Below are 24,046 nucleotides of genomic sequence, written 5' to 3' on the forward strand. Positions count from 1 at the left end.
CCGTGATCCTCAGCCCGGCTGCGGGGCCCGGCGGGCGCTGCGCCGCCGGACGGAATACGGACCTACCAGCATGTACAGGCCGGAGAACAGGAGCAGGGCGAGCGGGAGCAGCGGCAGGTAGGACACCCAGACGACCGGCTGCTCCTGGGCCAAGGCGACGAAGGTGGCGAGGACGGTCGCGACGAAGACAATGCCCGACCCACGGTGCAGTCGCCGGACCCGTGGTGCGGAAGCGCGGGGAGCCCCGGCCTGCGGGATGGTCGCGGCTCGGCTTCGTCGCGCAGCGGCATACGACAACACGAAGATGCCGAGACCGGACAAGAGCAGCAAGGCGAGTGGTGCCAGCGGCACGTAGGACACCCAGACCGGACCCTTCAGCGCCAAGGTGACGACGGTGACAACGATCGTCACTGTGAAGACGATGGCAAGCCATCGATGTGTCCGTCGAACCCGCTCGTTCCGAGTCATGCGTCCTCCTCTGCCTGCGATCCATCCGCGTCCCGGCGATGCGCCGGGCGGACCTCCGTGCCGATGACGGTAGTTCCGGCTCGGTGACCAGCGCTTCTCGAATCCTGATCGTTCGCAGAACTTCCGTCGGTTGAGCTCTGTCGGCACTGGTATGCATGAGTCATGCATGATCAGCGATTGGCGAATCTGCTGGGGGCGGCGGCGCTCGCGATCAACGATGTGCTGCTCGCCGAGGTGCACAGCACCGGTGCGGTGAGCGCCAGTGGCGCGAGCGCGCTGGTGACGCTCGCGCAATCGCCGGGTCTCGGCGTGACCGAGCTGGGCAGACGAGTGGGCCTGAGTCAGTCCGCGACCACCCGCATGGTCGATGCGATGGAGGCCGCCGGACTGATCCGCCGCGTTCCCGGCGCCGGCCGGCTGGTCGGGGTGAGCCTGACGCCGTCCGGCCACGAAACCGCGGGCCGGATCCTCGCCGCTCGCGCCAGGCGGCTGACCGCGCTGGTCTCCGACCTCGACGCCCACGAGCGAGAAGCGTTGACGGAGTTGCTGGTGAAGCTGCTCGCCCGGCTGTACGGGGAGATCGGCAGTGCGGATCTGTTGTGCCGGTTGTGTGACCGCGGCTGCTGCACTCGATCGGCGGTGTGTCCGGTGGGCCAGGCCGAGCGGGACCGGGAGGCCTGAGCATGGGCACGCTTCTGGCACTGGTCTCCGCATCGAGTTACGGCCTGTCGGATTTCGTGGGTGGCGTGGCGTCCCGGCGCGTCGGGTTCGTGCGCGTCGCCTTGCTCGGGCACTCGGCGGGCTTGCCGTCACCATCCTGGCCGGCCTCCTGGCTTCCCGCCTCGTGCCGCATCCGGCCGATCTCGGGTGGGGAACGCTGTCCGGCGTGGGTACCGGTATCGCGATGACATTCCTGTTCCGGGGCATCGGCCGCGGAGCGATGTCGGTGGTGGTACCGGTCAGCGCCGTGGGTGGCGTCGCGTTGCCGGTCCTCGTCGGCACCGCCGTCCTCGGGGAACATCCGACGCCCTCGCCGCCGCCGCACTGGTGTTCTACCTCTTCGCCACCCGGACCGAGTACCTGGCCGTGGCGGTCGTGCTGTCTTCGCTCTACCCGATCGTCCCCGTGGTGCTGGGCGTGTCGGCGCTGAAGGAGCGATTGCGCCGGAGCCAGATCTTCGGGCTGGCCGTCGCGTTGCCGGCGAGCACCGTCATCGCCACCTCCTGAGAGCTCGTCGGTTCCGCCCTCTGCTGCGCGCCGCCTGCCTGCGCGACCGATCCGATCACCACGGAAGGGTGCCTTCGGCATCGAAGTAGCCCCCGGTGGGCCCGTCGGGACCCAGCTGCGCCATCCGCACGATGATCTCCGCGCCGCGCTCCACGGTCTGGTGGCCGGTTCCGCCGTTCAGGTCGGTCTTGGTGAACCCGGGCTCCACCGCGTTGATCCGCATTTCCGGAAACGCCTTCGCGTACTGCACGGTGATGACGTTGACCGCGGTCTTCGACGCCGGATAGGCGATGCCCGGGTAGGCATACGCCGGGGTGCCCGGGGTGGTGACCCTGCTCAGCGAGGCCAGGCCGCTGCTGACATTGACCACGACCGGCGCCGTGGAACGCCGCAACAGCGGCAGGAACGCGTGCAGGACGCGCACCGTGCCGAAGACGTTCGTCTCGAATGTCTGCCGCATCAATTCGGCGGTGAGGTCCGCCGCGCCGGTCACGGTGTCGCCGGCGCTCCATTCCGGTGCGATACCGGCGTTGTTGACCAGTACGTCCAGGCCTCCGCTTGCCTCGATGGTCGCGACGGCGGCAGTCACGGACGCGTCGTCTGTGACGTCCAGCCGCACCGGCCGCGCCCCCAATTGCTCGGCGGCCCGGCGCCCGCGCTCGGCGTCGCGGCTGCCGAGGTAGACGGTGTGGCCCGCCGCGAGGAGTCTGCGGGCGGACTCGAAACCGAGCCCCTTGTTCGCTCCGGTGATCAGTGTTGTCGTCATGATCACCGACGCTAAGAGCTGGAGCGCGCTCGAAGTCAAGCCGAGCCGCATGCCGACTTCGAACGCGTCCCAGCCCTAGTGGTCGAGCTGGGACAGCGCGAAGGCGGTGAGGAAGCCCGCCACCGTGATCAACCCGACCCACAGGTGGGCGTCCTCGAACGCCTCCGGAATCATGGTGTCGGTGATCATGGCCAGGATCGCGCCTGCGGCCAGGGCGGTGATCGCCGCGAGCACGGCGGGCGCGGCGTCGCCGAGCAATCCGTAACCCGCCATGGCGGACACGCCGCTGATCACCGCTATCCCGCCCCACAAGCCGAACACGTAACGCGGGTGGCGGTGGGCTCGGCGCATACCGGCCGCGCTGGACAGGCCCTCGGGGATATTGCTGATGAAGACCGCGGCCACGGTGACGGCGCTGACGGTCTTGCCGCCGAGCAAGCTGGTCCCGATGACGATGGACTCGGGCACACCGTCCAGTAGCGCGCCCAACGCGATGGCCGTGCCGGAGCCGGACTGTTCGGCTTCGCTGGGTTGCTGGTCTCCCGAACGCTTGCGGTGGCGAGCGCCGCGGCGGGCCAGAGCGAGGTTGGCCAGGGTATAGATCACCGCACCGGACACGGCGCCGAGCGCGGTGGGTGGCAATCCGGCGCGTTCGTGCGCGTCGGCGATCAACTCGAACGACACCGCCGACAGCAGCACCCCGCTGCCGAACCCCATCACGCTCGCCACGATCTTCGTCGGGACGTGCGCAAAGAATCCCACCAAAGCCCCTATCAGCAGGGCGGATCCGGCCAGCAACCCCCACCCGCCCGCAGCCGACAACTCTGACACCCGACCGTCTCCTCACTGCTCGAACCCGCGGAAGCCAGCGCCGATCACCGCCGACTTCCTGTCCGAGCTACCCGCACCGCCGGGGTCGGAAACGAGGCGCCGCCGGTGCGCGGCATTCTGTTCTGACGAGGGTTGAGCCGTTCTGTGCTTGACTTGCGATCGAACACCAATGGTCGGATGAGCTCCGGCGGACAACGGCGAGAGCAGGACGGTAGGCGGCCCGTGGTGATGGAGAGCGCTGTGTCGGCGCGCGGCAGTGAGTACGCGGTGTTGCTGCGCCGGGTGCGGGGCGCAGGACTGCTGAGCAGGCGGCGGCGGTATTACCTCTGGAAGAGTGCGCTCACCGCTGTGGCCTACGCGGCCGGGTGGACGGCGTTCGTGGTGGTCGGCGACTCGTGGTGGCAGCTGGGCGTCGCCGCGTTCCTGGCCGCGGTGTTCGCCCAGATCGCCTTCCTCGGCCACGATGCCGGACACCGGCAGATCTTCGGCACCCGGCGCGCCGACTACCTGTACGGCGTGCTCTTCGGCAACCTCGGTATCGGGGTGAGCATCGGCTGGTGGACCAGCAATCACAACCGCCACCACGCACACCCGAACACCGAGGGCGCCGACCCCGACGTCATGGGTGTGCTGGCGCATTCCGGCGATCGAGCACGTGCGGCCCGGGGCCTGCGGCGGCTGATTTTCCGGAACCAGGCCTGGCTGTTCTTTCCGATGCTGCTGCTGGAGGGCTGGAGCCTGCACTACGCGAGCGCCCGTGCGGTGCTGCGATGGGACATCCCGCACCGCGTCTGGGAGGGACTGTTGCTCGCCGCGCACGCCACCGGGTACCTCTGCGCGGTGTTCCTGGTCCTGTCCCCGGCCGAGGCCGTGATTTTCATCCTCGTGCACCAGGGCCTGTTCGGGCTCTACATGGGCTGCACCTTCGCGCCCAACCACAAGGGGATGGAAGTGCTGACGGCCGACGACTCGAAGGACTTCCTGCGACGTCAAGTGCTCACCTCCCGCAACGTCCGCGGCAGCCTGCTCATCGATACGGCCCTGGGTGGCCTGAACTATCAGATCGAGCATCACCTGTTCCCGTCCATGCCCCGGCCCAACCTGCGCCGCGCCCAGCCGCTGGTCGCGGAGTTCTGCGCCGAGCGCGGGCTGCCCTATTGCCAGACCGGCCTCCTGGACTCCTATATCCACGCGCTGCGCCACCTGCACAGTGTCGGCCGACTCACTCGGCCGCTCACCCCTGTCGGTCCGACCGATCGGGTCGGGTGAACCCCGCGCCGCACCGACGTTTTCGCCGTGGCGGTGGTGGTATTGCCCAGCCGGTGACGACCTCGTCCGAATACGACAGCCGCCTGCGGAGTCCGGCCGCCGAGACTGTTCTACCTGCGGCAACCGCGGTCGCGGGGTGCACGGACCGCTCAGCGGCCGAGCCGCCGACGGCGGGAACCCGAATCATCCCTTTTCACGGAAGGACCGCACCATGAACCTGGGACTGTCCACCACTTTGCACACCAGCTTCGACGACGCTGTCGCCCGGACCCGGACCGCCCTGAGCGACCAGGGATTCGGCGTCCTCACCGAGATCGACATCCGAGCCACCCTGAAAGCCAAACTCGACGAGAACATCGAGGACTACCTGATCCTCGGGGCCTGCAATCCATCGCTGGCCCACGAAGCGGTCGGTATCGACCGGCAGATCGGGCTCCTGCTGCCCTGCAACGTGGTCGTGCGCCGGAACCCCGACTCGGACGCCGAGATCCTCGTGGAAGCGATGAATCCGCAGCTGTTGGTCGAGGTCACGAACGAACCGGCCCTGCAATCGGTAGCCACGCAAGCGGCCGTCAAGCTACAGGCTGCCATCGACTCCCTGAGTTGAACGGGTTCCCTCGATCGAGATGTGCCCGGAACGGACCGCACGGCCGACGCCCGGCGACACGGTCCGGCTGGTGAACGCGATTCCTGCCCGCGCGGGATGAGTCCTGCCCGCGCGGGATGAGTCCTGCCCGCGCGGGATGAGTCCTGCCCGCGCGGGACGAGCGCGTGGACGAGGCGATCAGCTCTGCGGATATCGCTCGCCGTACCCGGCCAGGCTCTCGGAGAGCAATTCCTCCCCCTCCTGCCGCATCTCGGCGCGCGAGTCGTAGCGGAAGAGCGGCTGAAGACGCCCAGTCCATGGGTGCCGACCACGAGCAGCCGCGCGTTCTCGGATCGGTCGCGTAAGAGGGGGATCGGTGGTGCTTCGGCCAATTCGGTGGTGATGCCGAGTTCGCCGACCGGGGCGGCCGCTGTCGCGGCGGCTTCCCGCGCGGCCTCGAGCGCCGCGGTTGCCTGCGCGCGGTAACTGTCGAAGTCGATCTGCTCGAGTGCGACGCCCGGTCCGAAATCGGCGGGCGCGGGAATCGAGTCGATGATGTGCAGCGGTGCGCCGCGGCGGCCGCTGCGAAGCGCACAGCGGCGAGCGCGGATTCCGACCCGTCGACGCCGACGAGGACGGGGGGATTCTCGGGGTCGGCAGACATGACTTTCGCTTTCTGGACCTGGTGGGCGGCCATGACCGGGCAGTGGGCATGTCGTCAACTCGAAGAGCAGGGATCGGCGAGCTCGCCCACGCCTGGCATTGGTCACCGGATGCGAACGGCTTTCGGCAGCAGGGCCGGGCCGGAGAAGAGCAGCGGTATCCGGCGCGGCCGACCTACCGCAAGAACCCTGATCCAGGGTCCGAGGTCCCCTCCGGGGAAGGACCTTCGTCTCTGCCGATGACCCGCCCGAGGCTCGATGCTCGAAGTGGCCGCGGTGCACGCGCAGTGGAAAGGAAGACGGCATGGACATCGACAAGGTCTCGCGCGCAACACGATCCACTCCGATCCTGGCGGCGGTGGACGGGTCGGCCAGTTCGTATCAAGCGGTGGCCTGGGCGGCAGCCGAAGCGGCCCTGCACCATTGCCCGCTGCACATCATCACGTCCATGGCCATACCCACCGGTTTCGGGCCGGGCATCTCGCTGGCGGAGGCCGACCTGGAGTGGCTGCGCCGCGACGGCGACCGAATCCTCGCCGAGGCCGCGCGGGTGGCGCGGACAGCCGCACCCGGCGACGAGCCCCCGATCACCACGGAGTTGAGCTTCGAGCTGGCCATCCCGCTGCTCATCGACCGGTCCGCGGGAGCGCGGATGCTGGTGGTCGGCAGCCGCGGGCTCGGTGCGTTCCAGCGTGGCCTGCTGGGTTCGGTGAGTACCGCGACCACCCATCACGCGCACTGCCCGGTCGCGGTGATCCATGGCATCTCCGCGATCGACGCGGTGTCGGCCCGCCAACCGGTGCTCGTCGGCGTCGACGGCACCGGCAACAGTGTGCCCGCGGTCGAACTCGCCTTCGAGGAGGCGTCCCGGCGGAAGGTCGATTTGATCGCGCTGCACGCATGGAGCGATACCAGCGGTCCGGACATGCCTGCCCGAGGGTGGGACGCAGCCCGCGAATCGGCGGAGGCGGTCTTGGCCGAGAGCCTGGTGGGATGGGGGGAGCGCTATCCGGACGTCGCCGTGCGGCGCGTCGTCACGGCGGATCGGCCGGTGCGATCCCTGCTGGAGCAGTCGGCGGATACGCAACTGGTGATCGTGGGTACGCGCGGTCGAGGCGGATTCGCGAGCACCGTGCTGGGCTCGACCAGCAACGCGCTGCTGCACTCGGTGGAGGTGCCGATGATCGTCGTTCGTTCCCGGTGAGGTGGGACGGCAGACGTCAGGGCAGACGAGCAGGTGCGCGCGGCCAGGCGCGCGCCGGGGAACGAGCTATGCGCCGTCGTTGCCATCGCGCAGGGAACGGATCATGCTCCGCAGGATCCGGGATGCGCTCGACTTCTCGGTCTCGGTCAGGCCGGTCAGCATTCTGACCTCGACGGACCGGACGGCTACGGTCGCCTTCTCGAGGCTCCGCCGTCCGCGAGGCGTGAGCCGCGTGGGAAGGACCTTTCCGACGGGTGCCTCCGCGGGCCTGGTCACGTAGCCGTCTCGTTCCAGGGCCTGGAGTAGCACGTTCATCGACTGCCGGGTCACGAACGCGCCGCGCGCGAGCTCGGAGTTCGACAGGCCCGGTCGTTGAGCCAGCAGCTCCAGGCAGGAGTAGTGCGTCACGCTCATCCCGAGTGGCCGCAGCACCTCCTCCATGGCCACGCGGAGGGTGCTCGAGGCCTCTTTCAGCAGGTAGCCCAGTGACGTCTCCAGGTCGACGCCCACACCGTCTTGACTCATGTCAGCATTCTGACATAGATTCACCGGTGTCAGAAAACTGACACAGATTGAGGAGCATCATCATGCCCGTCACCGGCCCCGACTTCATCTCGCTCCAAGCGCGCGATCTCGCCGCTTCACAGGCGTTCTACGAGCAGTACCTCGGCCTCGTCCGCTCGCAGGCCGGACCTCCGCACGCCGTCGTCTTCGAGACGAAACCGATCGCGTTCGCAGTCCGCGACGTCGTTCCCGGCACCGATCTCGCCTCCGTTGCCCAGCCCGGCATCGGCGCCGCGATCTGGCTGCACGCCACGGACGTCCAGGCCATTCACGATGCTCTCGTCGCCGACGGTCACACCATCGTCTCCGCGCCGATCGACGGCCCCTTCGGCCGGACATTCACCTTCGCCGACCCCGACGGCTACCAGGTCACTCTCCACGACCGCGTCTGATCGGCCCGGCACCACCGGACGATGACGGACGGATCTATGTCATGTCCGCGGGAGTCGCCTCATCCGGCGACAATTCGCACCGGCTCGGCTGCCGCGATGTCCCGGTGACAACGGTGGAACCGGGTTACGCGTCGAGCACGCGTGGCCGGCGTTGCACTACCGGCGGCTCGGTGGACCACGGGAAGTTGATCCACCGGTCGGTGCGCCGCCACACGTACTCGCTGTCGACTTTCGACCACGGCTTCTGGTAGATCACCGCGCAGCGCACCTCGGCGACTTTGCCGGAGCAGAAGTCGCGAACCAGTTTCAGGGTGGCGCCGGTGTCGGCGACGTCGTCGGCGACCAGCACCGTGGCGCCGGCCAGATCCACGGTCTGCGGCACCGGCGGCAGCATCACCGGCAGTTCCAGGCGCTGGTCGATACCGGTGTAGAACTCCACGTTCATCACGTGCAGGTTCTTCACGTCCAAGGCGTAGCCGAGGGCGCCCGCCACGAACAGCCCGCCCCGGGCGATCGACAGGATCAGATCGGGCTCGAAGCCGTCCGCTGCGACGGCCGCGGCGAGTTCCCGGCTCGCGGAACCGAACGATTCCCAGGTCAGTACTTCGCGATCCGTCACAGGCTCTCCCTCTCGCTGGACGCGACGCAGTGAGCATACGAGGGCCGCCGTGGTTTCCCGGCGGGTTGCTCGCCGCGGTGCGAAGCGGAAGGGGAAGATGGCCGGAAATCTCGATATCCCGTCCGTATCTCTCGTCCGGCCTGCGTGTTTGCCGCCATACGCTCGAGCGCATGGACAGCCACTACGACGTGCTCGTCATCGGTTCCGGCTTCGGCGGCAGCGTGGCCGCACTGCGAGCGACCGAGAAGGGATACCGGGTCGGCGTGCTCGAGGCGGGCAGGCGGTTCGCCGACGACGAGTACGCGAAGAACTCCTGGCATCTGCGCGAGTACCTGTGGGCGCCGAAACTCGGCTGCTACGGCATCCAGCGGATGACCTTGCTCAACGACACCTTCATCATGAGCGGAACGGGAGTCGGGGGCGGGTCGCTGGTGTACGCCAACACGCTGTACGAGCCGCCGGAGAAGTTCTACCGCGACAAACAGTGGGCGCACATCACCGATTGGCGCGACGAGCTGACGCCGTATTACGACCAGGCCAAACGCATGCTCGGCGTCACCCAGAATCCGGCGACCACACCTACCGACCGGATTCTGCGCGAAGTCGCGGAGGAGATGGGCATCGGCGACACCTATCGCCGCACACCGGTCGGAGTGTTGTTCGCGGACAACGATTCCCGTCCGGGCCAGCAGGTCGCCGACCCGTTCTTCGGCGGCGCCGGACCGGCGCGCTCCACCTGCACGCACTGCGGCGAGTGCATGACCGGCTGCCGGCACGGCGCGAAGAACACCCTGGTGAAGAACTACCTCTACCTGGCCGAAAAGGCCGGGGCGACAGTGCATCCGCTCATGACCGTGACCGGCGTGCGCCCACGGCCGGAGGGCGGTTACGAGGTGCGGACGGTGCGCACCGGGCGGTGGGTGCGCACGGAGAGGCGGACCTTCACCGCCGATCAGGTGATCTTCGCGGCCGCCGCGCTCGGCACCCAGAAGCTGCTGCACCGGTTGCGCGAGAACGGCAGTTTGCCGCATGTCTCGCCCCGGCTGGGCCATCTGGCCCGGACCAACTCCGAAGCGGTGCTCGCGGCGCGCTCCCTGCGCAAGGACTCCGATTTCACCAAGGGCGTCGCGATCACCTCGTCCATCCACCCCAACGACTACACCCACATCGAGCCGGTCCGCTACGGCAAGGACAGCAATGCGATGAGTTTGCTGACCACCCTGCTCGTGGACGGCCAGGAAGGCAGGGCTCGCTGGTGGCTGGGGGTGCGGGAACTCATCGCGCAGCGCCGTCACCTGCATCGGCTGCACAATCCCCGGCGCTGGTCGGAGCGCATCATCGGCGTGCTCGTCATGCAGAACGTCGACAACTCGATCGTGACCTACACCAAGCGCGGCGTGTTCGGCAGGCGGATGACGACCAAGCCGGGCGACGGCACCGCGCCGCCGACCTGGATCCCGGAGGGCCACGAAGTGACCAGGCGGATCGCCGAGAAGATCGGCGGCCTGCCGCAGGGCGCGTGGACCGAGCTGATGAACATCCCGATCACCGGCCACTTCATCGGCGGCTGCGCCATCGGCGACTCCCGTGAGACCGGCGTCGTCGACGCGTACCACCGGGTCTACGGCTATCCCGGCCTGCACATCACCGACGGGTCGACCATTTCGGCGAACCTGGGCGTGAATCCCTCGCTGACCATCACCGCCCAAGCAGAACGCGCCATGGCGCTGTGGCCGAACAAAGGCGAGGACGACCCGCGCCCGCCCCTCGGGACCGCCTACCGCAGGCTCACTGCGATCGAACCGAAGAACCCGGTGGTCCCCGTCGCCGCGCCGGGCGCGCTGCGGCTGCCGATCACTCCGGTCCGAGCGGGCGGAAATACGGTCGCGCGTGGTCTGGTCCGGTGACAGGATCGGCGCTGTGCCCGTCCATATCACCCTGGAACCGCTCGACGAGCGATGCCTCACCGATCTGCTGCGCGCGGCCGTGGCGGACGCGGAGCCGGGCGAGGTGATGCCGGTCGAGGAGCCGGGCGGCGGCTGGGATGCCGACCGGACAGCGGGCTTCCTGGCGTTCCACCGAGGCCGGGCGCTGGCGAGTCCGCCGGTCGAGTCGACCTACGGCATCCGAGTGGACGGCGAGGTGGTCGGGGCGGCACGCCTGTGTCGGCTGCCCGACGCGCCGGGAGCCGCCGAGGCCGGAGTGTGGATCGGCCGTTCCCGCAGGGGAGCGGGCATCGGGACCGCGGTGCTCGGCGGACTGCTCGAGCGGGCGGGAGCGGAGGGTTACGCGAAACTCTTCGTGAGCACGACGGCGGACAACACGGCCGTGTTGCGCATGCTGGCCGCCCGCGGAATCGACTACGCGGTGGACGGCAACGCGGTCAGCGCTTGGGTGAGCTGCGGTTGATCCGCCTGTTCTGCCCGTGCGTGACCTGATCGGAGCGGGAGAACCGCTGTGGCGCAACGACAGCGGCCTGTCGGCGGCGAACCGATGATGCTCGCGCATGCTTCCAATCGTGCGCGCGCCGAGCCTGTGGCGAAACCTGCACATCCCGGCGAACACGCAGCACCGCAGGCACTGCAAAATGAACACCGTGCGCATCTTCCTGGCCGGGGCTACCGGCGTGATCGGCGTCCGCCTGCTTCCGTTGCTGCTCACGGCGGGACACGAGGTGGCGGGGATGACCCGGTCGGCGGCGAACGCCGACCGGTTGCGGGCCGTCGGCGCCGAGCCGGTGGTATGCGACGTCTACGACGTGGATGCTTTGACCGCCGCCGTGGTCGGGTTCGGCCCCGACATGGTGATGCATCAGCTCACCGACCTGCCGGACGACGTGGCGCTGCTGCCGGAGCGGGCCGAGGCCAACACGCGCATCCGCACCGAGGGAACCCGCAACTTGATCGCCGCCGCGCGGGCGGCCGGTGCGAAACGCTTTCTCGCGCAGAGTATCGCGTGGGAGCTGCCGCCCGGACGGGGCGCGGCGATCCAGGAGCACGAAGCCGCCGTGCTGGACTTCGACGGTGTGGTGGTGAAGTACGGCCAGTTCTACGGTCCGGGCACCTATTACGAGACCGAACTGCCCACGCACCCGCGCGTGCACGTCGACGACGCCGCGGAGCGCACGATTCCGCTGCTGGACGCCTCGAGCGGAGTGGTCATCGTCGCCGACGCGTCCTGACACGGTCAGGAGGCGCAGGGGCCGGTGTCGACCGGCCGGTCGGATCGCCAGGCGTGGTCGAGCCGATCGAGGACCTCCGGCAGGCTCGTGGCGAACCCGACGTTGCTGTTGTTCTCGTCGACACCGAACACGATGCCAAGCACGCGGCCGGCGCGGTCGACGAGCGGTCCGCCCGAATTGCCGTGCTGGATCGACCCGTCCACGGTGTAGATCTCGCGTTCGCCGAGACCGGTGCGGTAGATGTCGCGTACCTGACGCGCGGCCCGGCTGCGCACCCGGGTGGCGGACGCGGTGTAGGACCCGCCCCGCGGATAGCCGAGCGCGATGGCGTCGGCGCCGGGACCGGCGGGTTGGGGCGCGACGGTGAGGGCGGGGGCGGCGAGACCGGGGACGGCGAGCACCGCGATGTCCATGGTCGGATCGAACTGCACGACGTCGGCGGTGAGCGATCCGGTCGGGGCGTCGACGGAGACCTTGCTGGAGCCTGCGACGACGTGCGCGTTGGTCAGCACCCGCTCCGGCGCGATGACGAATCCGGAGCCGGATTGGCGCACACCGCAGGTCGGTGCGAGGTCCTGGATCCGCAGCACGCTCGCCCGCAGTTCGGCGGGCATCGGCCCGTCGACGATGCCGGGATCGGGCGGCGCGAGCGGGAGGCCGAGCCCGGCCGCCATGATCGGCCCGGTGAGCACCTCGGACAGCCCGGACAGCCAGAACGGCGCGACGTCGTCCACGGTCCGCACGGTGGTCGAATCACGCACCAGGGCGGCGGATTCCACCGGGGCGGCAAACAGCCACACCACCAGCGGGACCGCGAGTACATGAACGAGGCAGCCGCAGAGGGCGTCGAGGCGCCGCGTGAGGGGATCGGAAACCGCCGCGCGCGCGGCTTGTCCGGCCCGGTGCCCGGCGACCGCGCCGAACGCGACCAACCCGACGATCACCATCAGCACCAAGAGGAGCCGCACGGCGCCCGGAGCGAGCTGACCGAGCACCGCCGCCGAGAGCGCCGCGCCGAGGATCGCCCCCGCCAAACCACCCGCGAAGCCGGGCAGCCCCACGATCGCGCCGCGGCGCCAGCCGAGCACCGCCGCGACCGCGAGGATGCCGAGCACGGCCAGATCCAGCCAGTTCGGCACGGTCAACGCCACACTCCCGTCGCTGCTGATGGACAACGGCGCGGACTCGTCGTCGGCCGCCCCGTCACCACCCGGCTATACCCTGGTTAGCGCGTCGGCAACGGTCGAGCCGCTAATTTAATCAGCGATTCGAGCTGCGGCAACCATGCTGCCCTATGCCGTGGGCTGGGTGGCCAGCGCCCGCCGGGCATACGCGCGCACGTCGGCATCGGTGTCGTCGATCGCGGCGCGCAGCGCGTCGTGCGCGGCGGGCAGGTGCGGCCACCCCGAGAGCGACAGCACCGCCGCCTTGCGGACGTCGAGATGCGGATCGTGCAGGGCGGCGGCCAGAATCGGCACCGCGAGGTCCGGGTCGGCGCCCGCGAGCCCGCGCGCCGCACCTTGACGGATCTGCCAGGCCGAATGGCGTAGAGCGGCGTCCAGTGCGGTGACGTCCGCGGGTTCGCCACCCAGCTGGGCGAACGCGGTGAGCGCCGCGGCACGCACCAGCGGGTCGTGGTCGTCGCCGAGGCGGCGGATCACCTCGAGCCCGCCGTCGCCGATGGCGGCGAGGCCGTGGGCGACGGCGATCCGCACTTCCCGGTTGTCGTCGGCGGCCAGGGTGGCGACGCCGTCGCGATCGTTCAGCGACACCAGTGCGCGGACCGCTTCGATGCGGACGCGATGATCCCCGTCCGCCAAGGCGGCGCGATACTGCCCGGCCTCACCCGCCCGCAGCGCGCGCAGCAGATCGATCACGGTGGACCGCACGACGGGATCGGCCGAACCGAGCCGGTCGGCGAGCCCTTCCGCGGAGGGCAGCACTTCGACGAGCTCGCGCAGACTGGCCGCGGCCGCACGCCGGACCGAGGCCGCGTCGTCGTCCAAGGCATCGCCGAGGGCGATCGAGAAGCCCTCCGGGGTGTGCTCGCTCAGCACCGAGATCGCCGCGACCCGGACCCCCGCGTCGGGATCGGTCAGATAAGCCGACAATTGCTCCACGGTGGGCTCGTCCAGTGCGAGCAACGCGACGATCCGGGGCGACGGGGGAGTGGCGGACTGCGAAGCAGCGGCTGCGGCCCGCTCCTGCTCAGCGCCGGCGCCGGTATGCGGCGCACGGCCGGAGATCCGGTGCGGCTGGTGCACCGGCACCGCCTCGGCATCGGCCGAGGGCAGGTCGTCGAGCCCGGGCACCGGCACCAGGTACGGCGCCACCGGACGCTTCAGGAACGCCATGGTTCCGTCGGGGTTCTTGCGCAGGTTGAGGTGGTATCGCCATTCGACATCGTCGCGTTCGGGTAGGTCGGCGCGCTCGTGATAGAGGCCCCAACGGGATTCGGTCCTGGTCAGCGAGCTGCGGGCGGCCATATCGGCGCAATCGCGGATGAACGACACCTCCACCGCGCGCATCAGCTCGTGCGGGGTGCGCGCGCCGATGCCCTCGACCTCCGCGCGCATCCGGTCGAAGGTCTCCACCGCGATGCTCAGCTTGGCGGCGGTCTTGGGCGGCGCGACGTAGTCGTTCACGAAACGCCGCAGCTTGTATTCGACCTGCGGTTGCGGCGGCCCGTCCGGCTGACGTAGCGGCCGGTAGATCAGCTCGTGGGCCGCGGCCAGCTGGTCCTCGGGCAGCTCGGCCGGCGCGGGCACCTCGGCTACGGTGGACGCGGCGTGCGCGCCGGCGAGATCGCCGAAGACGAACGCGCCGATCATGTAATTGTGCGGCACGCACGCCAGATCGCCCGCCGCGTACAAGCCGGGCACCGTGGTGCGCGCGTGCTCGTCGACCCACACGCCGGAGGCGGAATGCCCGCTGCACAGGCCGATCTCGGAGATGTGCATCTCGATGTCGTGGGTGCGGTAGTCGTGGCCGCGGTTGGCGTGGAAGGTGCCGCGGGTGGGGCGCTCGGTGGTGTGCAGGATGCCTTCGAGCGTGCTCAGCGTCTCGTCGGGCAGGTGCGACACCTTGAGATAGATGGGGCCGCGCGCGGATTCGATCTCCCGCTTGACCTCGGCCATCATCTGGCCCGACCAGTAGTCGGAGTCGACGAAGCGTTCGCCGTCGGCGTTGACCTGGTAGCCGCCGAACGGATTGGCGACATAGGCGCAGGCCGGGCCGTTGTAGTCCTTGATCAGCGGGTTGATCTGGAAGCATTCGATGCCGCTGAGTTCGGCGCCCGCGTGGTAGGCCATCGAGTAGCCGTCGCCCGCGTTCGTCGGATTCTCGTAGGTGCCGTACAGGTATCCGCTGGAGGGCAGCCCGAGCCTGCCGCACGGCCCGGTGGCCAGGATCACCGCTTTCGCGGCGACGGCGACGAATTCGCCGGTGCGGGTGTGCAGGGCGGCGGCGCCGACGGCGCGCCCGCCCTCGGTGAGCACGCGCACCGGCATCAGCCGGTTCTCGATGCGGATCCGCTCGCGCATCTTGCGTTGGCGCAGGACGCGATACAGCGCTTTCTTGACGTCCTTGCCCTCGGGCATCGGCAGGACGTACGAGCCGGAGCGGTGCACCCGGCGCACCGCGTACTCGCCGTACTCGTCCTTCTCGAACTTCACGCCGTAGCGCTCCAGCCGCTGCACCATGGCGAAGCCGCGCGTCGCAGTCTGATAGATAGTGCGCTGGTCGACGATCCCGTCGTTGGCCCGGGTGATCTCGGCGACGTAGTCCTCCGGTTCGGCCTTGCCCGGGATCACGGCGTTGTTCACGCCGTCCATGCCCATGGCCAGCGCACCGGAGTGCCGCACGTGCGCCTTCTCCAGCAGCAGCACGTTCGCGCCCTGCTCGGCGGCGGTGAGCGCGGCCATCGTGCCCGCCGTGCCGCCTCCGATGACGAGCACGTCGCAGTCCAGCCGGATCTGTTCCGACAGCGGCGGAATGTTCACAGTTTCTCCAGGATCTCGGCCTTCGTCGCGGCCCGGTCGATCGCCTCGCGCGGCCCGGGCACCGGCACCAGCGCTCGCAGCGTGCCGCCGCCGAGCACGGCGATGCGGTCGCCGAGCAGCAGGGCCTCGTCGAGGTCGTGGGTGACGAAGACGATGGTGGTGGGATGGGCGCGCCAGGTCTGGATGAGCAGGCGCTGCATGGTTTCCCTGGTCTGGGTGTCCAGCGCGCCGAACGGCTCGTCCATCAGCACGGCGCGCGGCGCGGCGGCCAGGCTGCGCGCCAGCTGGACGCGCTGGCGCATGCCGCCGGACAGGTCGCGCGGCAGATAGTCGGCGTAGCCGGTGAGCCCGACTTCGTCCACCCAGTGCAGCGCGGTGGCTCTGCGCTCGGCCCGGGGCGTGCCGCGCAGGCGCAGGGCGAGTTCGATGTTCTGCCGCACGGTGCGCCAGGGCAGCAGCGCGTCGTCCTGGAACACCAGGGCGCGGTCGGCCGCGGGGCCGCTCACGCGCTCGCCGTCGGCCAGGATGGCCCCGCCCTCCGGGGCGCGCAGTCCGGCGATCGCGCGCAGCAAGGTCGACTTGCCGCAGCCGGATTTGCCGACCACGACCAGGATCTCGCCCGGCGCGATCGCCAAGTCGAGCCCGTCGAGCACCGGTTCGCCCCCGTAGGCGATCCGCACGCCGGTGAGGCTCAGGCGCATTCCGGTCGATGCCGGTGCGTCGATCACTGTGGTCATGCTTCGACCTCTCTGGGCAGCCAGCGGGTGATGCGGCGGCCGGCCAGCTCGACCAGCCCCGATGTCGCGAAACCGAGGACGCCGATGGTGATCATGCCGACGAACACCGCCGGATAGTCCACGATGGTGTAGGCCTGCCAGGTGCGGTAGCCGACGCCGAGACGTCCGGAGATCATCTCCGCGGAGATGAGGCAGATCCATGCCACGCCGACGCCGACCGACAGTCCGCTGAAGACGCCGGGCAGGATGCCGGGGAACACCACGCGCGCGAGCACGTCCAGCCGGGACGCGCCGAGGGTGCGCACCGCGTCCTCCCAGATCGTGGGGAGTGCGCGCACCGCGTGCCTGGTGCTCACCAGCACCGGGAACAGCGACGCGGTGAAGGTGATGAACACGATGCCGGATTCGTCGCTGGGGAACAGCAGGATCGCGACCGGGACCAGGGCGATGGCCGGGATCGGCCGGACCAGTTCGGCCAGCGGGCCGAAGGTGTCGGCGAGCAGCCGCGAGCGGCCGAGGCCGATGCCCGCGATCACGCCGACCACCGCGGCCAGCCCGAAGCCGGTGACGATCCGGATCAGCGACTGCGCGATGTCCAGGTAGTACTGGTCGGCGCGCAACTGGGTGCCGAATTCGGCGACGATCTCGGTGACGGTCGGCAACGTGTCGAAACGCAGGCCCGCCCGCACGTTGTTGACCGTGAGCAGCTGCCACAGGCCGACCGCGACGGCGACGGAGCCGACGCGCAGCAGGCGCGAGCGCCAAGCCGACCGCGACGCCGGGGCGGCCTCCGAGTCGACCACGGTGGTTCCCGCGGTGGCCCGCACCGCGGGGGCGGCGAGTTCGCTGGTCATCCGCGTACTTCCGTGACGGCTCGGTCGTAGGTGACCGGGGTGGCGGAGGGATGCGCCTGCCGGTAGCGCTGCGCGGCGGCGGCGGTGGTGAAGGGCAGGTAGCCGTCCCCGTCGCGCAGCCAGATCGACTTGTCGGCGAACCAGCGGGTGCCGAGTTCGGTATCCGGGATGTAGGCGGCGCGGATCGTCTTGCCCTGCGCTTTCGCGACCTGGACCGCGCGCAGCAGGCAGGTCGGATCCGCGACCGGTTGCGGCTTCGGCGCGCCGTCCAGCCACAACTCGCCGGCCAGCGCGGGATTCTCCGCCGCCTTGCCGCAGACGGGATCGGCGCCGGTGACGCGGGTCGGGTTGGCGGTGTCGGTGAGTTCGCGGTCGTAGTCGCGGCCGGTCTCCGCGAACGCCTTGCGCAGCGGCGCGTCGTCGACGAACCGGTCGATGTCCAGGTCGGCGAAATCGCCGATCGACTTCAGGTACGCCACATCGCCTTTGAGCGCCGCGATCAGGCTGGGCTCGAGCGTGGTGTCGAAACTGGTTCCGCCGGGGCCGTTGTAGAGGTACACCACCTCCTGGGGCAGCCCGGACCCGTCGGCGACGATCTTCGCGGCCTCGAACGGCTCGTCCCGCAGGAACTGGGTGGCGTCCAGTTGCGCGGCCAGGAACGCCTGGAGCACCTCCGGGTGATCGGCGGCGTAGGCGCGCCGGGCCACCACACCGTGGAAGGTCGGCACGCCGAGTTCGGCGCCGTCGTAGAGCAACTTGGCCTTGTTCTGGAAGACGACCAGACCGGGCCACGCGACGAACTGGGACAGCGCGCCCACCTGACGGGACTCCAGGGCGGTCGCGCCGACCTGCGGCTGCTGGTTGAGCACCTCCACGCCCTTGGCCGGGTCGATGCCGGCCCGCGTCAGCGCCTGCACCAGCGTGCCGTGCCCGGCCGAACCCACGCTGGCCGAGATCTTCTGCCCGGCCAGGTCACCGATGCCGGTGGCCGCCGAGTCGTTCGGCACCACCACCATGTTCAGCGCGCCCTTGGGGTTGTACCCGGTGACCGACACCAGTTCGGTGCGCGAGCGCTCGCCCGCCTGGGTGCGGGAGCCGTTGATCAGCAACGGGTAATCACCCATCGACCCGATGTCGATCTTCTCGGCCACCATCTGCGCGGTGATCGGCGCGCCGGTGTCGTAGTCCTGCCACTCGACCTGGTACCTGGCCCCGCCGTTGTCGGTGATCTTCTGTAGCCGCCGCTCGAGGTAGCCCTGCGCGCGCAGCAAGGTGCCCGCGGTGACGGTGTTGATGGTCTTCGATTGGTAGCCGACGACCACCTTCACGGTGCCCGCGGGGGTGTCGTCGGTCTGCTCCAGCGAGCACCCGGTCAGCGCGAGCGCGGCGGTGAGCAGGATGGGGGCGAGTTTTGCTTTCATCGGTCTTCCAGATCAGCGGAGCAGGTAGGGCATGTTGACGGTGACGGCGCCGGTGGGGCAGCGGGCCGCGCAGGGACCGCAGTACCAGCACTCGTCCACGTGCATGAAGGCCTTGCCGTTGTCGGGGTTGATGGCCAGGGAGTCGAGCGGGCAGATCTCGACGCACAGCGTGCAGCCCTGGATGCACAGCGACTCGTCGATGGTGACGGGGATGTCGGTGCGCTGGTTCACGAGTGCCATCTAGAGGACCTTCCATTCGGGGGTGCTGCGGGTCAGGCTGCCGCGCATGGTGATGCGGTCGCCGCGCATGCGGATGTACTCCAGATCGACCGGGCGGCCGTCGTCCAGCCGGGTCAGTCGTTCCAGCATCAGCAGCGGCGCGCCGCCGGGTACGTCGAGGGTGGAGGCGGTGTGCGGGTCGGCGGGCACCGCTTCCAGGGCGAGATCGGCCGAGCCGAGCGAGCGGCCGCTGATGCGTTCCAGCAGCACGAAGACGTCGGTGTGCTCGAGATCGTGGCCGAGCACCTCGGTGCCGATGTCGGGCACGAGGTAGGTGAGGTCCAGGCTCAACGGCAGATCCGCGAGGTAGCGCAGCCGCTCGAGATAGACCACCCGCTCGCCCGGCGCCAGGCCGAGCCTGCGCGCGACAGCCGGCGGCGCGGGGACGTGCATCGCCGCGCGCACCTCGTTGCGCACGGTGCCGTGGCCTTTGAAGGTCTCCTGCAATCCGAGCAGGGCGTCGAGCCCGTGGTCGTACTTGCGGGTGGCCACGCGGGTGCCCACCTTGGGCGCCCGGTCGATCAAGCCCTCGTCCTTCAACAGCGCCAAGGCGTCGCGGACGGTATTGCGCGAGGCGCCGTACTCGGCGGCCAGCTCTTGTTCGCTCGGCAGCGCGCCGTCGAACGCGCCCGCGTGCAGTTGGTGGCGCAGGATGTCGGCCACCCGCCGCGCCTGATCGGCGCGCAACTGCCGCACCGGCGTGGGTTCCGCTGCCACCGTTTCCGCCTTTCCATCGCTGACCTGCACGAATAGCGACGATAACGGGGTCGCGGGGGCGTATTCGCCCGCGTCGCCGCCGACGGAAATCAGGGGATGTTATTGCGCCGGGCGCACTGCGGCCCGACCTGGCGATATGCGCGGCGGCCCGGCCAATACGCCACATAGGACGCCGACTGCCGAATTCCGATCACAGCGATTCGAAAGCGGGGGCGAGTGGGTCCCGCCGGGCGAATCTACGGTCGAAGACCGTAAATATCGAGTAGCAGCACCGGTCTTGCGCCGAGCACCCCCACGCCGTCCGGCAGCGCTGCGGTTACGGCCCGATCGCCTCGGGGATACCGAGCAGCGCCGCCTGCACCTCGTGCAACCGGTCCACGTCGCCGCGGATACCGGCGACGTTGTCGTTGTAGAGGAACGCCTCGCCGAGCCGGACCAGCGCGTAGGCCAGCAGCGTCGGTTCCAGCGGCGGTTGGTATCCGTCCTCTTCGGTGGCGCGGAGGATCAGTTCCTGGACGGTGCCCACGACCAGCGGCTGTACCGGCCCGTCGCTCGCGGTGAGGATGCGCAGCCCGGACAGCGGCTCGTTCTCGAAGTAGCGCCGGAACGGCTCGTTGTCGGTCATCCACCGGTTGACCCGGTACAGCACGTCCAGGATGCGCCGCGCTCCGGTGGAGCGGCGGCGGGCGTCCGCCCGGCTGAGCAGCGCCTCGAACTCCCCGGCCAGGACAGCACCGAGCACCCCGTCGCGCGAGCCGAACCAGCGGTAGACCGACGCGCGGCTGAGCCCGAGCTGTCCGGCGATCGCCTGGATGTCCACGCGCTCACCGGACAGGAACGCCCGGCGAGCATGCTCGATGACCTGTTCCCTGGTCGCGGAGGCCGGTCGGCCGGGAGGGCGGGTGGTCCGCTGACTGGAATCGATCACCGCGGAATGATACATCTTCTGCGAAGTGTATCGAAACGGGCGGTGTTCAGAACCAGGCGTCGCGCATCCGCAGAGTAGTCGTGTCCAGGCTGGCGAGCAGATCCAGTGCCGGTGCGGTCTTGGGCAATTCGAAACGATAGAAGAACCGGGCCGCGTGCCGCTTGCCATCGTAGAAATCGCCCGCACGGTCCGCGGTGGCGAGGAACTGCTCGAGCCAGATCCAGGCCAGCACGGTGTGCCCGAAGGCTTCCAGGTACACCGAGCTGTTGGCCAGCGCGGCCTCGAAATCGCCGGAGGCGAACAGCCCCGCGGTGACCTCGACCAGCCGCCGCCACGCCGAATCCAGTTGTGCGGCCAGCTCGGCCGCCTCGCCGCCCGCGGCGCGCGCGGCGGTGATGGTCGCATCGATCCGGGACCCGAGTGCGAGCAGGCTCGCGCCGCCCTGCTGGGTCACCTTGCGCCCGAGCAGATCCAGGCCCTGGATACCGTGCGTGCCCTCGTGGATCGGGTTCAGCCGGTTGTCCCGATAGTGCTGCTCGACGTTGTATTCGCGGGTGTAGCCGTAACCGCCGAGCACCTGGATGGCGAGGCTGTTGGCCTCCAGGCACCACTGCGAGGGCCAGCTCTTGGCGATCGGGGTGAGGATGTCCAGCAGTTGGGTGACCGCGCGGCGGTCGTCGTCGGACTCGGCGGTGCGCTGCTCGTCGACCAGTTGCGCGCAGTAGAGCACCAGCGCCAGCGCCCCTTCGGCGTACGCCTTCTGTGCCAGCAGCATTCGCTTCACGTCGGCGTGCTCGATGATCGGCCGCTGCGGCGCGGACGGGTCGGCGGGAAGCTTGGCCCGGCCCTGCGTGCGGGTGCGGGCGTAGTCCAGCGACTCGAGGTATCCCGTGTAGCCGAGCGCGGTGGCGACCAGGCCGACGCCGATGCGCGCCTCGTTCATCATGTGGAACATGTAGGTCAAGCCGCGATGCGGTTCCCCGACCAGGTAGCCGACCGCGCCCGGAGCGCCACCCGGCGTCCAGCGGCCCTCGCCGAAATTCAGCACGGTGTTCACCGTGCCGCGGAAGCCCATCTTGTGGTTGAGTCCGGCCAGGGCGACGTCGTTGCGTTCGCCGATCGTGCCGTCGTCGCCGACCAGGAAGCGGGGCACCACGAACAGCGAGATGCCCTTGGTGCCCGCCGGTCCACCGGGGATCTTGGCCAGCACCAGGTGCACAATGTTCTCGCCGAGTTCGTGGTCGCCGCCCGAGATCCACATCTTCGTGCCGAACAGGCGGTAGCTGCCGTCGTCCTGCGGTTCGGCGCGGGTGACGATGTCGGCCAGCGACGAGCCTGCCTGCGGCTCCGACAAGCACATGGTGCCGAAGAAGCGGCCCGCGAGCATGGGCTTGACGAATTTCTCGACGTGCTCCGGGCCGTGGGCGAGGAGCAGATTCGCGTTGGCCACGGTGAGGAACGGGTAGCCCGCGGTGCCCGGGTTGGCCGCCTGGAACCAGGCGTAGCTCGCCTGCGCGACGGTCGCGGGCAGCTGTGCGCCACCGAGTTCGTAATCCATTGCCGCCGAAGGCAATCCGGCCTTGGCGAAGGCTTCCAGCGCCTGCCCGACCTCCGGGATGATGGTCACGCGCTCGCCGTCGAAGGTGGGTTCGTTGGCGTCGTTGAGCTTGTTGTGCGGCGCGAAGTATTTGGTCGCGAGCTGCTCGCTGAGGTCGAGCACGGCGTCGAAGGTCTCGCGCGAGTGCTCGGCGTACCGCTCGCGTTTGGTGAGCCGCTCCACGTCCAGCCACTCGTAGAGCAGGAAATCGAGATCGCGCCGGGACAGCAAGGTCGACCGCATTCAGCCCGTCCTTTCGAGACATGTTCGACTTACTGTATCTTACGGTGCGATGGCCGGGCAGGGGGCCGGTAGTCCCCACTCGAATACGGATCAGGGCGCAACGCCGTACCGGCTGTCGGCGAGATCCTCTTCGGGCGCCCACCGGTCCTATCGTCCCCGTCGCCGCTTCGGCCGTTTCGTCCGGCAGCTCCGTAGCGTCCGTTCGTGCGCGGAGGCGGGCGGTTGCCCGCAGACGGGATGCCTCCACGATCGCTTCGGGCCGACGGGTCGACACAGTTCGCGAGGACCACGGTAGTCATCACCCGGACACGAGCAGGCCGCGTTCGCGTGCGATCGCCGCCGCCTCGGTGCGGCTGGACGCACCGAGCTTGGTGAGGATCCGTGAGACGTGCACACCGGCGGTGTTGGCGCTGATGAACAGCTCGGCCGCGATCTGACGGTTGCTCGCGCCTCTGGCCACCAGGCGCAGCACGTCGAGCTCGCGCGGGGTCAGACCCGCGGTGCTCGCCGATCGGGCCGGGGAAGGCCGGTTCCCGGAGTCGGCGAGGTCGATCCCGGCGCGGTCGGCCAGCTGCCTGGCTTGCTCGGCGAGTGGCGCCGTGGCCAACTCGTCCGCGAGCTGGAGCACGGACCGCAGGGCGCTGCGCGCTGCCGCGCGATCACCCGCGGCCAATTCCGCTTCGCCGGATTCGACCAGGCTGCGCGCCAGCTCGAATGGCCGACTCAGGGTTCGCCAGGAGGAAGCGGCCGCGGTCCAGTCGGCGGGACGGCCGCTGCGCACGGCGTGGCAGGAATTCCGGTATGCGGCGTCGACCGCGGTGGTCACCGGCAGCCTCTCCGTTACGGAGTTGAGAACCAGTGGGGCGCAGCGAGTTCGCGCCACCGCATCGGCCAGCGCCCACGCCTCGTGATGGTGCGCGGTCAGATCGTCCGCGGTCAGCGTCGCCGCGCCGATCTCGGCGGCGCGCTGCGGATCGCCCGTCGCGAGCGCGATCTCGGTCTGCACCGTGTGCAACTGGATCTGATACTGCCTGGCCCAGCGGCGATCCCCGAGCAAGGGCTGCGCGGTCGCCGCGCTCGTCGCCGCTGCCTCGTCGTCCCCACGCGCCAGCATGATCCGCGCGTGACACAGCAGCAGCGCGGCGGTGCTCAACGGGGTCAGTTGCTCGGTGAGCGATTCGTCGATCAGCTCGAGCGCTTCGTTCCAGCGACCCAGCGCGGTGAGCGCCTGTGCCCATTTGACCAGCAGGATCGGTGCCGCCTCGGCGAATCGGTAGGTTTCGTGCGCGGCGCGCAGCCCCTGCTGGATCGCCGCGATGGCGGCCTCGTCGGCGCCCGCCGACACCAGCAGCGCCGTCTCCCACAGCACCACGGTCAGCACCGTGCCCGGATCTCCCGCATCCTTCGCGGCGGCATGCGCCTGCTCGAAATGGGTCATGGCGACCTCCGGACGGTCCGCCGTGGCCAGCCCGAGATACGCGTGGGCACGCGCGGCCAGCG

General features: G+C 69.6%; 24 protein-coding genes. 9 read left to right on the forward strand and 15 right to left on the reverse strand.

Annotated elements, in window-relative coordinates:
• Positions 1 to 9: 9 nt before the first annotated feature.
• On the reverse strand, positions 10 to 411 hold the full coding sequence (locus ON29_RS36655; protein WP_245548926.1) for a hypothetical protein: 402 nt from the start codon (positions 409 to 411) through the stop codon (positions 10 to 12).
• A 219-nt stretch (positions 412 to 630) separates the two neighbouring features.
• Here ON29_RS36655 and ON29_RS12510 point away from each other — a divergent pair, with 219 nt between their 5' ends.
• On the forward strand, positions 631 to 1,149 hold the full coding sequence (locus ON29_RS12510; protein WP_040866387.1) for a MarR family winged helix-turn-helix transcriptional regulator: 519 nt from the start codon (positions 631 to 633) through the stop codon (positions 1,147 to 1,149).
• Positions 1,150 to 1,515: 366 nt separating this feature from the next.
• Positions 1,516 to 1,695, forward strand: a complete 180-nt coding sequence (locus tag ON29_RS37025; RefSeq protein ID WP_040866389.1) for an EamA family transporter — start codon at positions 1,516 to 1,518, stop codon at positions 1,693 to 1,695.
• Positions 1,696 to 1,750: 55 nt separating this feature from the next.
• On the opposite strand, the gene ON29_RS12525 is transcribed toward ON29_RS37025, so the two are convergent.
• Both ON29_RS12525 and ON29_RS12530 read right to left on the reverse strand, forming a co-directional pair.
• On the reverse strand, positions 1,751 to 2,461 hold the full coding sequence (locus tag ON29_RS12525) for an SDR family oxidoreductase (RefSeq protein WP_040866428.1): 711 nt from the start codon (positions 2,459 to 2,461) through the stop codon (positions 1,751 to 1,753).
• Positions 2,462 to 2,536: 75 nt separating this feature from the next.
• Entirely contained in the window at positions 2,537 to 3,292 is a 756-nt protein-coding gene (locus ON29_RS12530) for a ZIP family metal transporter (RefSeq protein ID WP_040866390.1), read from the reverse strand.
• Positions 3,293 to 3,520: 228 nt separating this feature from the next.
• Between ON29_RS12530 and ON29_RS12535 the strand changes: the two genes are divergently transcribed.
• The 3 genes from ON29_RS12535 to ON29_RS12545 all read left to right on the forward strand — a co-directional run bounded on the left by ON29_RS12535 (position 3,521) and on the right by ON29_RS12545 (position 7,013).
• Complete coding sequence (locus ON29_RS12535; protein WP_051175138.1) at positions 3,521 to 4,561, forward strand: fatty acid desaturase family protein; 1,041 nt, start codon at positions 3,521 to 3,523, stop codon at positions 4,559 to 4,561.
• A gap of 211 nt (positions 4,562 to 4,772) precedes the next feature.
• Positions 4,773 to 5,168 carry a DUF302 domain-containing protein gene (locus tag ON29_RS12540; protein ID WP_040866430.1) on the forward strand — a complete coding sequence of 132 codons (396 nt, stop codon included), beginning with the start codon at positions 4,773 to 4,775 and terminating at the stop codon, positions 5,166 to 5,168.
• 945 nt (positions 5,169 to 6,113) lie between these two features.
• On the forward strand, positions 6,114 to 7,013 hold the full coding sequence (locus tag ON29_RS12545; RefSeq protein ID WP_040866391.1) for a universal stress protein: 900 nt from the start codon (positions 6,114 to 6,116) through the stop codon (positions 7,011 to 7,013).
• 66 nt (positions 7,014 to 7,079) lie between these two features.
• Here the strand turns inward: ON29_RS12545 and ON29_RS12550 are convergent, their stop codons facing one another.
• Positions 7,080 to 7,538: a MarR family winged helix-turn-helix transcriptional regulator gene (locus ON29_RS12550; protein ID WP_040866392.1), complete on the reverse strand. Its 459-nt coding sequence runs from the start codon at positions 7,536 to 7,538 to the stop codon at positions 7,080 to 7,082.
• Between the two features lie 62 nt (positions 7,539 to 7,600).
• Between ON29_RS12550 and ON29_RS12555 the strand changes: the two genes are divergently transcribed.
• Positions 7,601 to 7,969, forward strand: coding sequence for a VOC family protein (locus tag ON29_RS12555; protein WP_040866393.1), 369 nt, complete (start codon positions 7,601 to 7,603; stop codon positions 7,967 to 7,969).
• A gap of 124 nt (positions 7,970 to 8,093) precedes the next feature.
• Here ON29_RS12555 and ON29_RS12560 read toward each other — a convergent pair whose 3' ends face one another.
• Positions 8,094 to 8,588 (reverse strand): phosphoribosyltransferase, encoded by a 495-nt coding sequence (locus ON29_RS12560; protein ID WP_040866394.1) that lies wholly within the window; start codon positions 8,586 to 8,588, stop codon positions 8,094 to 8,096.
• Positions 8,589 to 8,758: 170 nt separating this feature from the next.
• Here ON29_RS12560 and ON29_RS12565 point away from each other — a divergent pair, with 170 nt between their 5' ends.
• The 3 genes from ON29_RS12565 to ON29_RS12575 all read left to right on the forward strand — a co-directional run bounded on the left by ON29_RS12565 (position 8,759) and on the right by ON29_RS12575 (position 11,769).
• Positions 8,759 to 10,495, forward strand: coding sequence for an FAD-dependent oxidoreductase (locus ON29_RS12565; protein WP_040866395.1), 1,737 nt, complete (start codon positions 8,759 to 8,761; stop codon positions 10,493 to 10,495).
• A 13-nt stretch (positions 10,496 to 10,508) separates the two neighbouring features.
• Positions 10,509 to 10,997, forward strand: coding sequence for a GNAT family N-acetyltransferase (locus tag ON29_RS12570; RefSeq protein WP_051175139.1), 489 nt, complete (start codon positions 10,509 to 10,511; stop codon positions 10,995 to 10,997).
• Between the two features lie 97 nt (positions 10,998 to 11,094).
• Complete coding sequence (locus ON29_RS12575; protein WP_306307214.1) at positions 11,095 to 11,769, forward strand: NAD-dependent epimerase/dehydratase family protein; 675 nt, start codon at positions 11,095 to 11,097, stop codon at positions 11,767 to 11,769.
• A 5-nt stretch (positions 11,770 to 11,774) separates the two neighbouring features.
• Here the strand turns inward: ON29_RS12575 and ON29_RS12580 are convergent, their stop codons facing one another.
• The 10 genes from ON29_RS12580 to ON29_RS12625 form a co-directional block, all read right to left on the reverse strand.
• On the reverse strand, positions 11,775 to 12,944 hold the full coding sequence (locus ON29_RS12580; RefSeq protein WP_051175135.1) for a MarP family serine protease: 1,170 nt from the start codon (positions 12,942 to 12,944) through the stop codon (positions 11,775 to 11,777).
• Positions 12,945 to 13,061: 117 nt separating this feature from the next.
• Positions 13,062 to 15,770: a fumarate reductase/succinate dehydrogenase flavoprotein subunit gene (locus tag ON29_RS12585; protein WP_040866396.1), complete on the reverse strand. Its 2,709-nt coding sequence runs from the start codon at positions 15,768 to 15,770 to the stop codon at positions 13,062 to 13,064.
• Positions 15,767 to 16,507, reverse strand: coding sequence for an ABC transporter ATP-binding protein (locus ON29_RS12590; RefSeq protein ID WP_040866397.1), 741 nt, complete (start codon positions 16,505 to 16,507; stop codon positions 15,767 to 15,769). The genes ON29_RS12585 and ON29_RS12590 overlap by 4 nt, the downstream gene beginning before the upstream one ends.
• The gene (locus tag ON29_RS12595; protein WP_040866398.1) at positions 16,504 to 17,361 is read right to left on the reverse strand and encodes an ABC transporter permease; all 858 of its coding nucleotides are present in this window, start codon (positions 17,359 to 17,361) and stop codon (positions 16,504 to 16,506) included. The genes ON29_RS12590 and ON29_RS12595 overlap by 4 nt, the downstream gene beginning before the upstream one ends.
• A complete protein-coding gene (locus ON29_RS12600; protein ID WP_040866399.1) occupies positions 17,358 to 18,782 on the reverse strand; it encodes an ABC transporter substrate-binding protein in 1,425 nt (474 codons plus the stop codon). Before ON29_RS12600 ends, ON29_RS12595 begins: the two co-directional genes overlap by 4 nt.
• A 12-nt stretch (positions 18,783 to 18,794) precedes the next feature.
• Positions 18,795 to 19,022 (reverse strand): 4Fe-4S dicluster domain-containing protein, encoded by a 228-nt coding sequence (locus tag ON29_RS12605; RefSeq protein WP_014984269.1) that lies wholly within the window; start codon positions 19,020 to 19,022, stop codon positions 18,795 to 18,797.
• Complete coding sequence (locus tag ON29_RS12610) at positions 19,023 to 19,778, reverse strand: GntR family transcriptional regulator (RefSeq protein WP_040866434.1); 756 nt, start codon at positions 19,776 to 19,778, stop codon at positions 19,023 to 19,025.
• A 316-nt stretch (positions 19,779 to 20,094) separates the two neighbouring features.
• A complete protein-coding gene (locus ON29_RS12615; RefSeq protein ID WP_245548927.1) occupies positions 20,095 to 20,706 on the reverse strand; it encodes a QsdR family transcriptional regulator in 612 nt (203 codons plus the stop codon).
• A 46-nt stretch (positions 20,707 to 20,752) separates the two neighbouring features.
• The gene (locus ON29_RS12620; protein ID WP_040866401.1) at positions 20,753 to 22,546 is read right to left on the reverse strand and encodes an acyl-CoA dehydrogenase; all 1,794 of its coding nucleotides are present in this window, start codon (positions 22,544 to 22,546) and stop codon (positions 20,753 to 20,755) included.
• A 298-nt stretch (positions 22,547 to 22,844) separates the two neighbouring features.
• Positions 22,845 to 24,046 (reverse strand): response regulator transcription factor (locus ON29_RS12625; protein WP_040866402.1); only part of this gene is annotated, 1,202 nt, incomplete at its 5' end.

Source organism: Nocardia exalbida NBRC 100660 (assembly GCF_000308575.1).
GTDB lineage: Bacteria > Actinomycetota > Actinomycetes > Mycobacteriales > Mycobacteriaceae > Nocardia > Nocardia exalbida.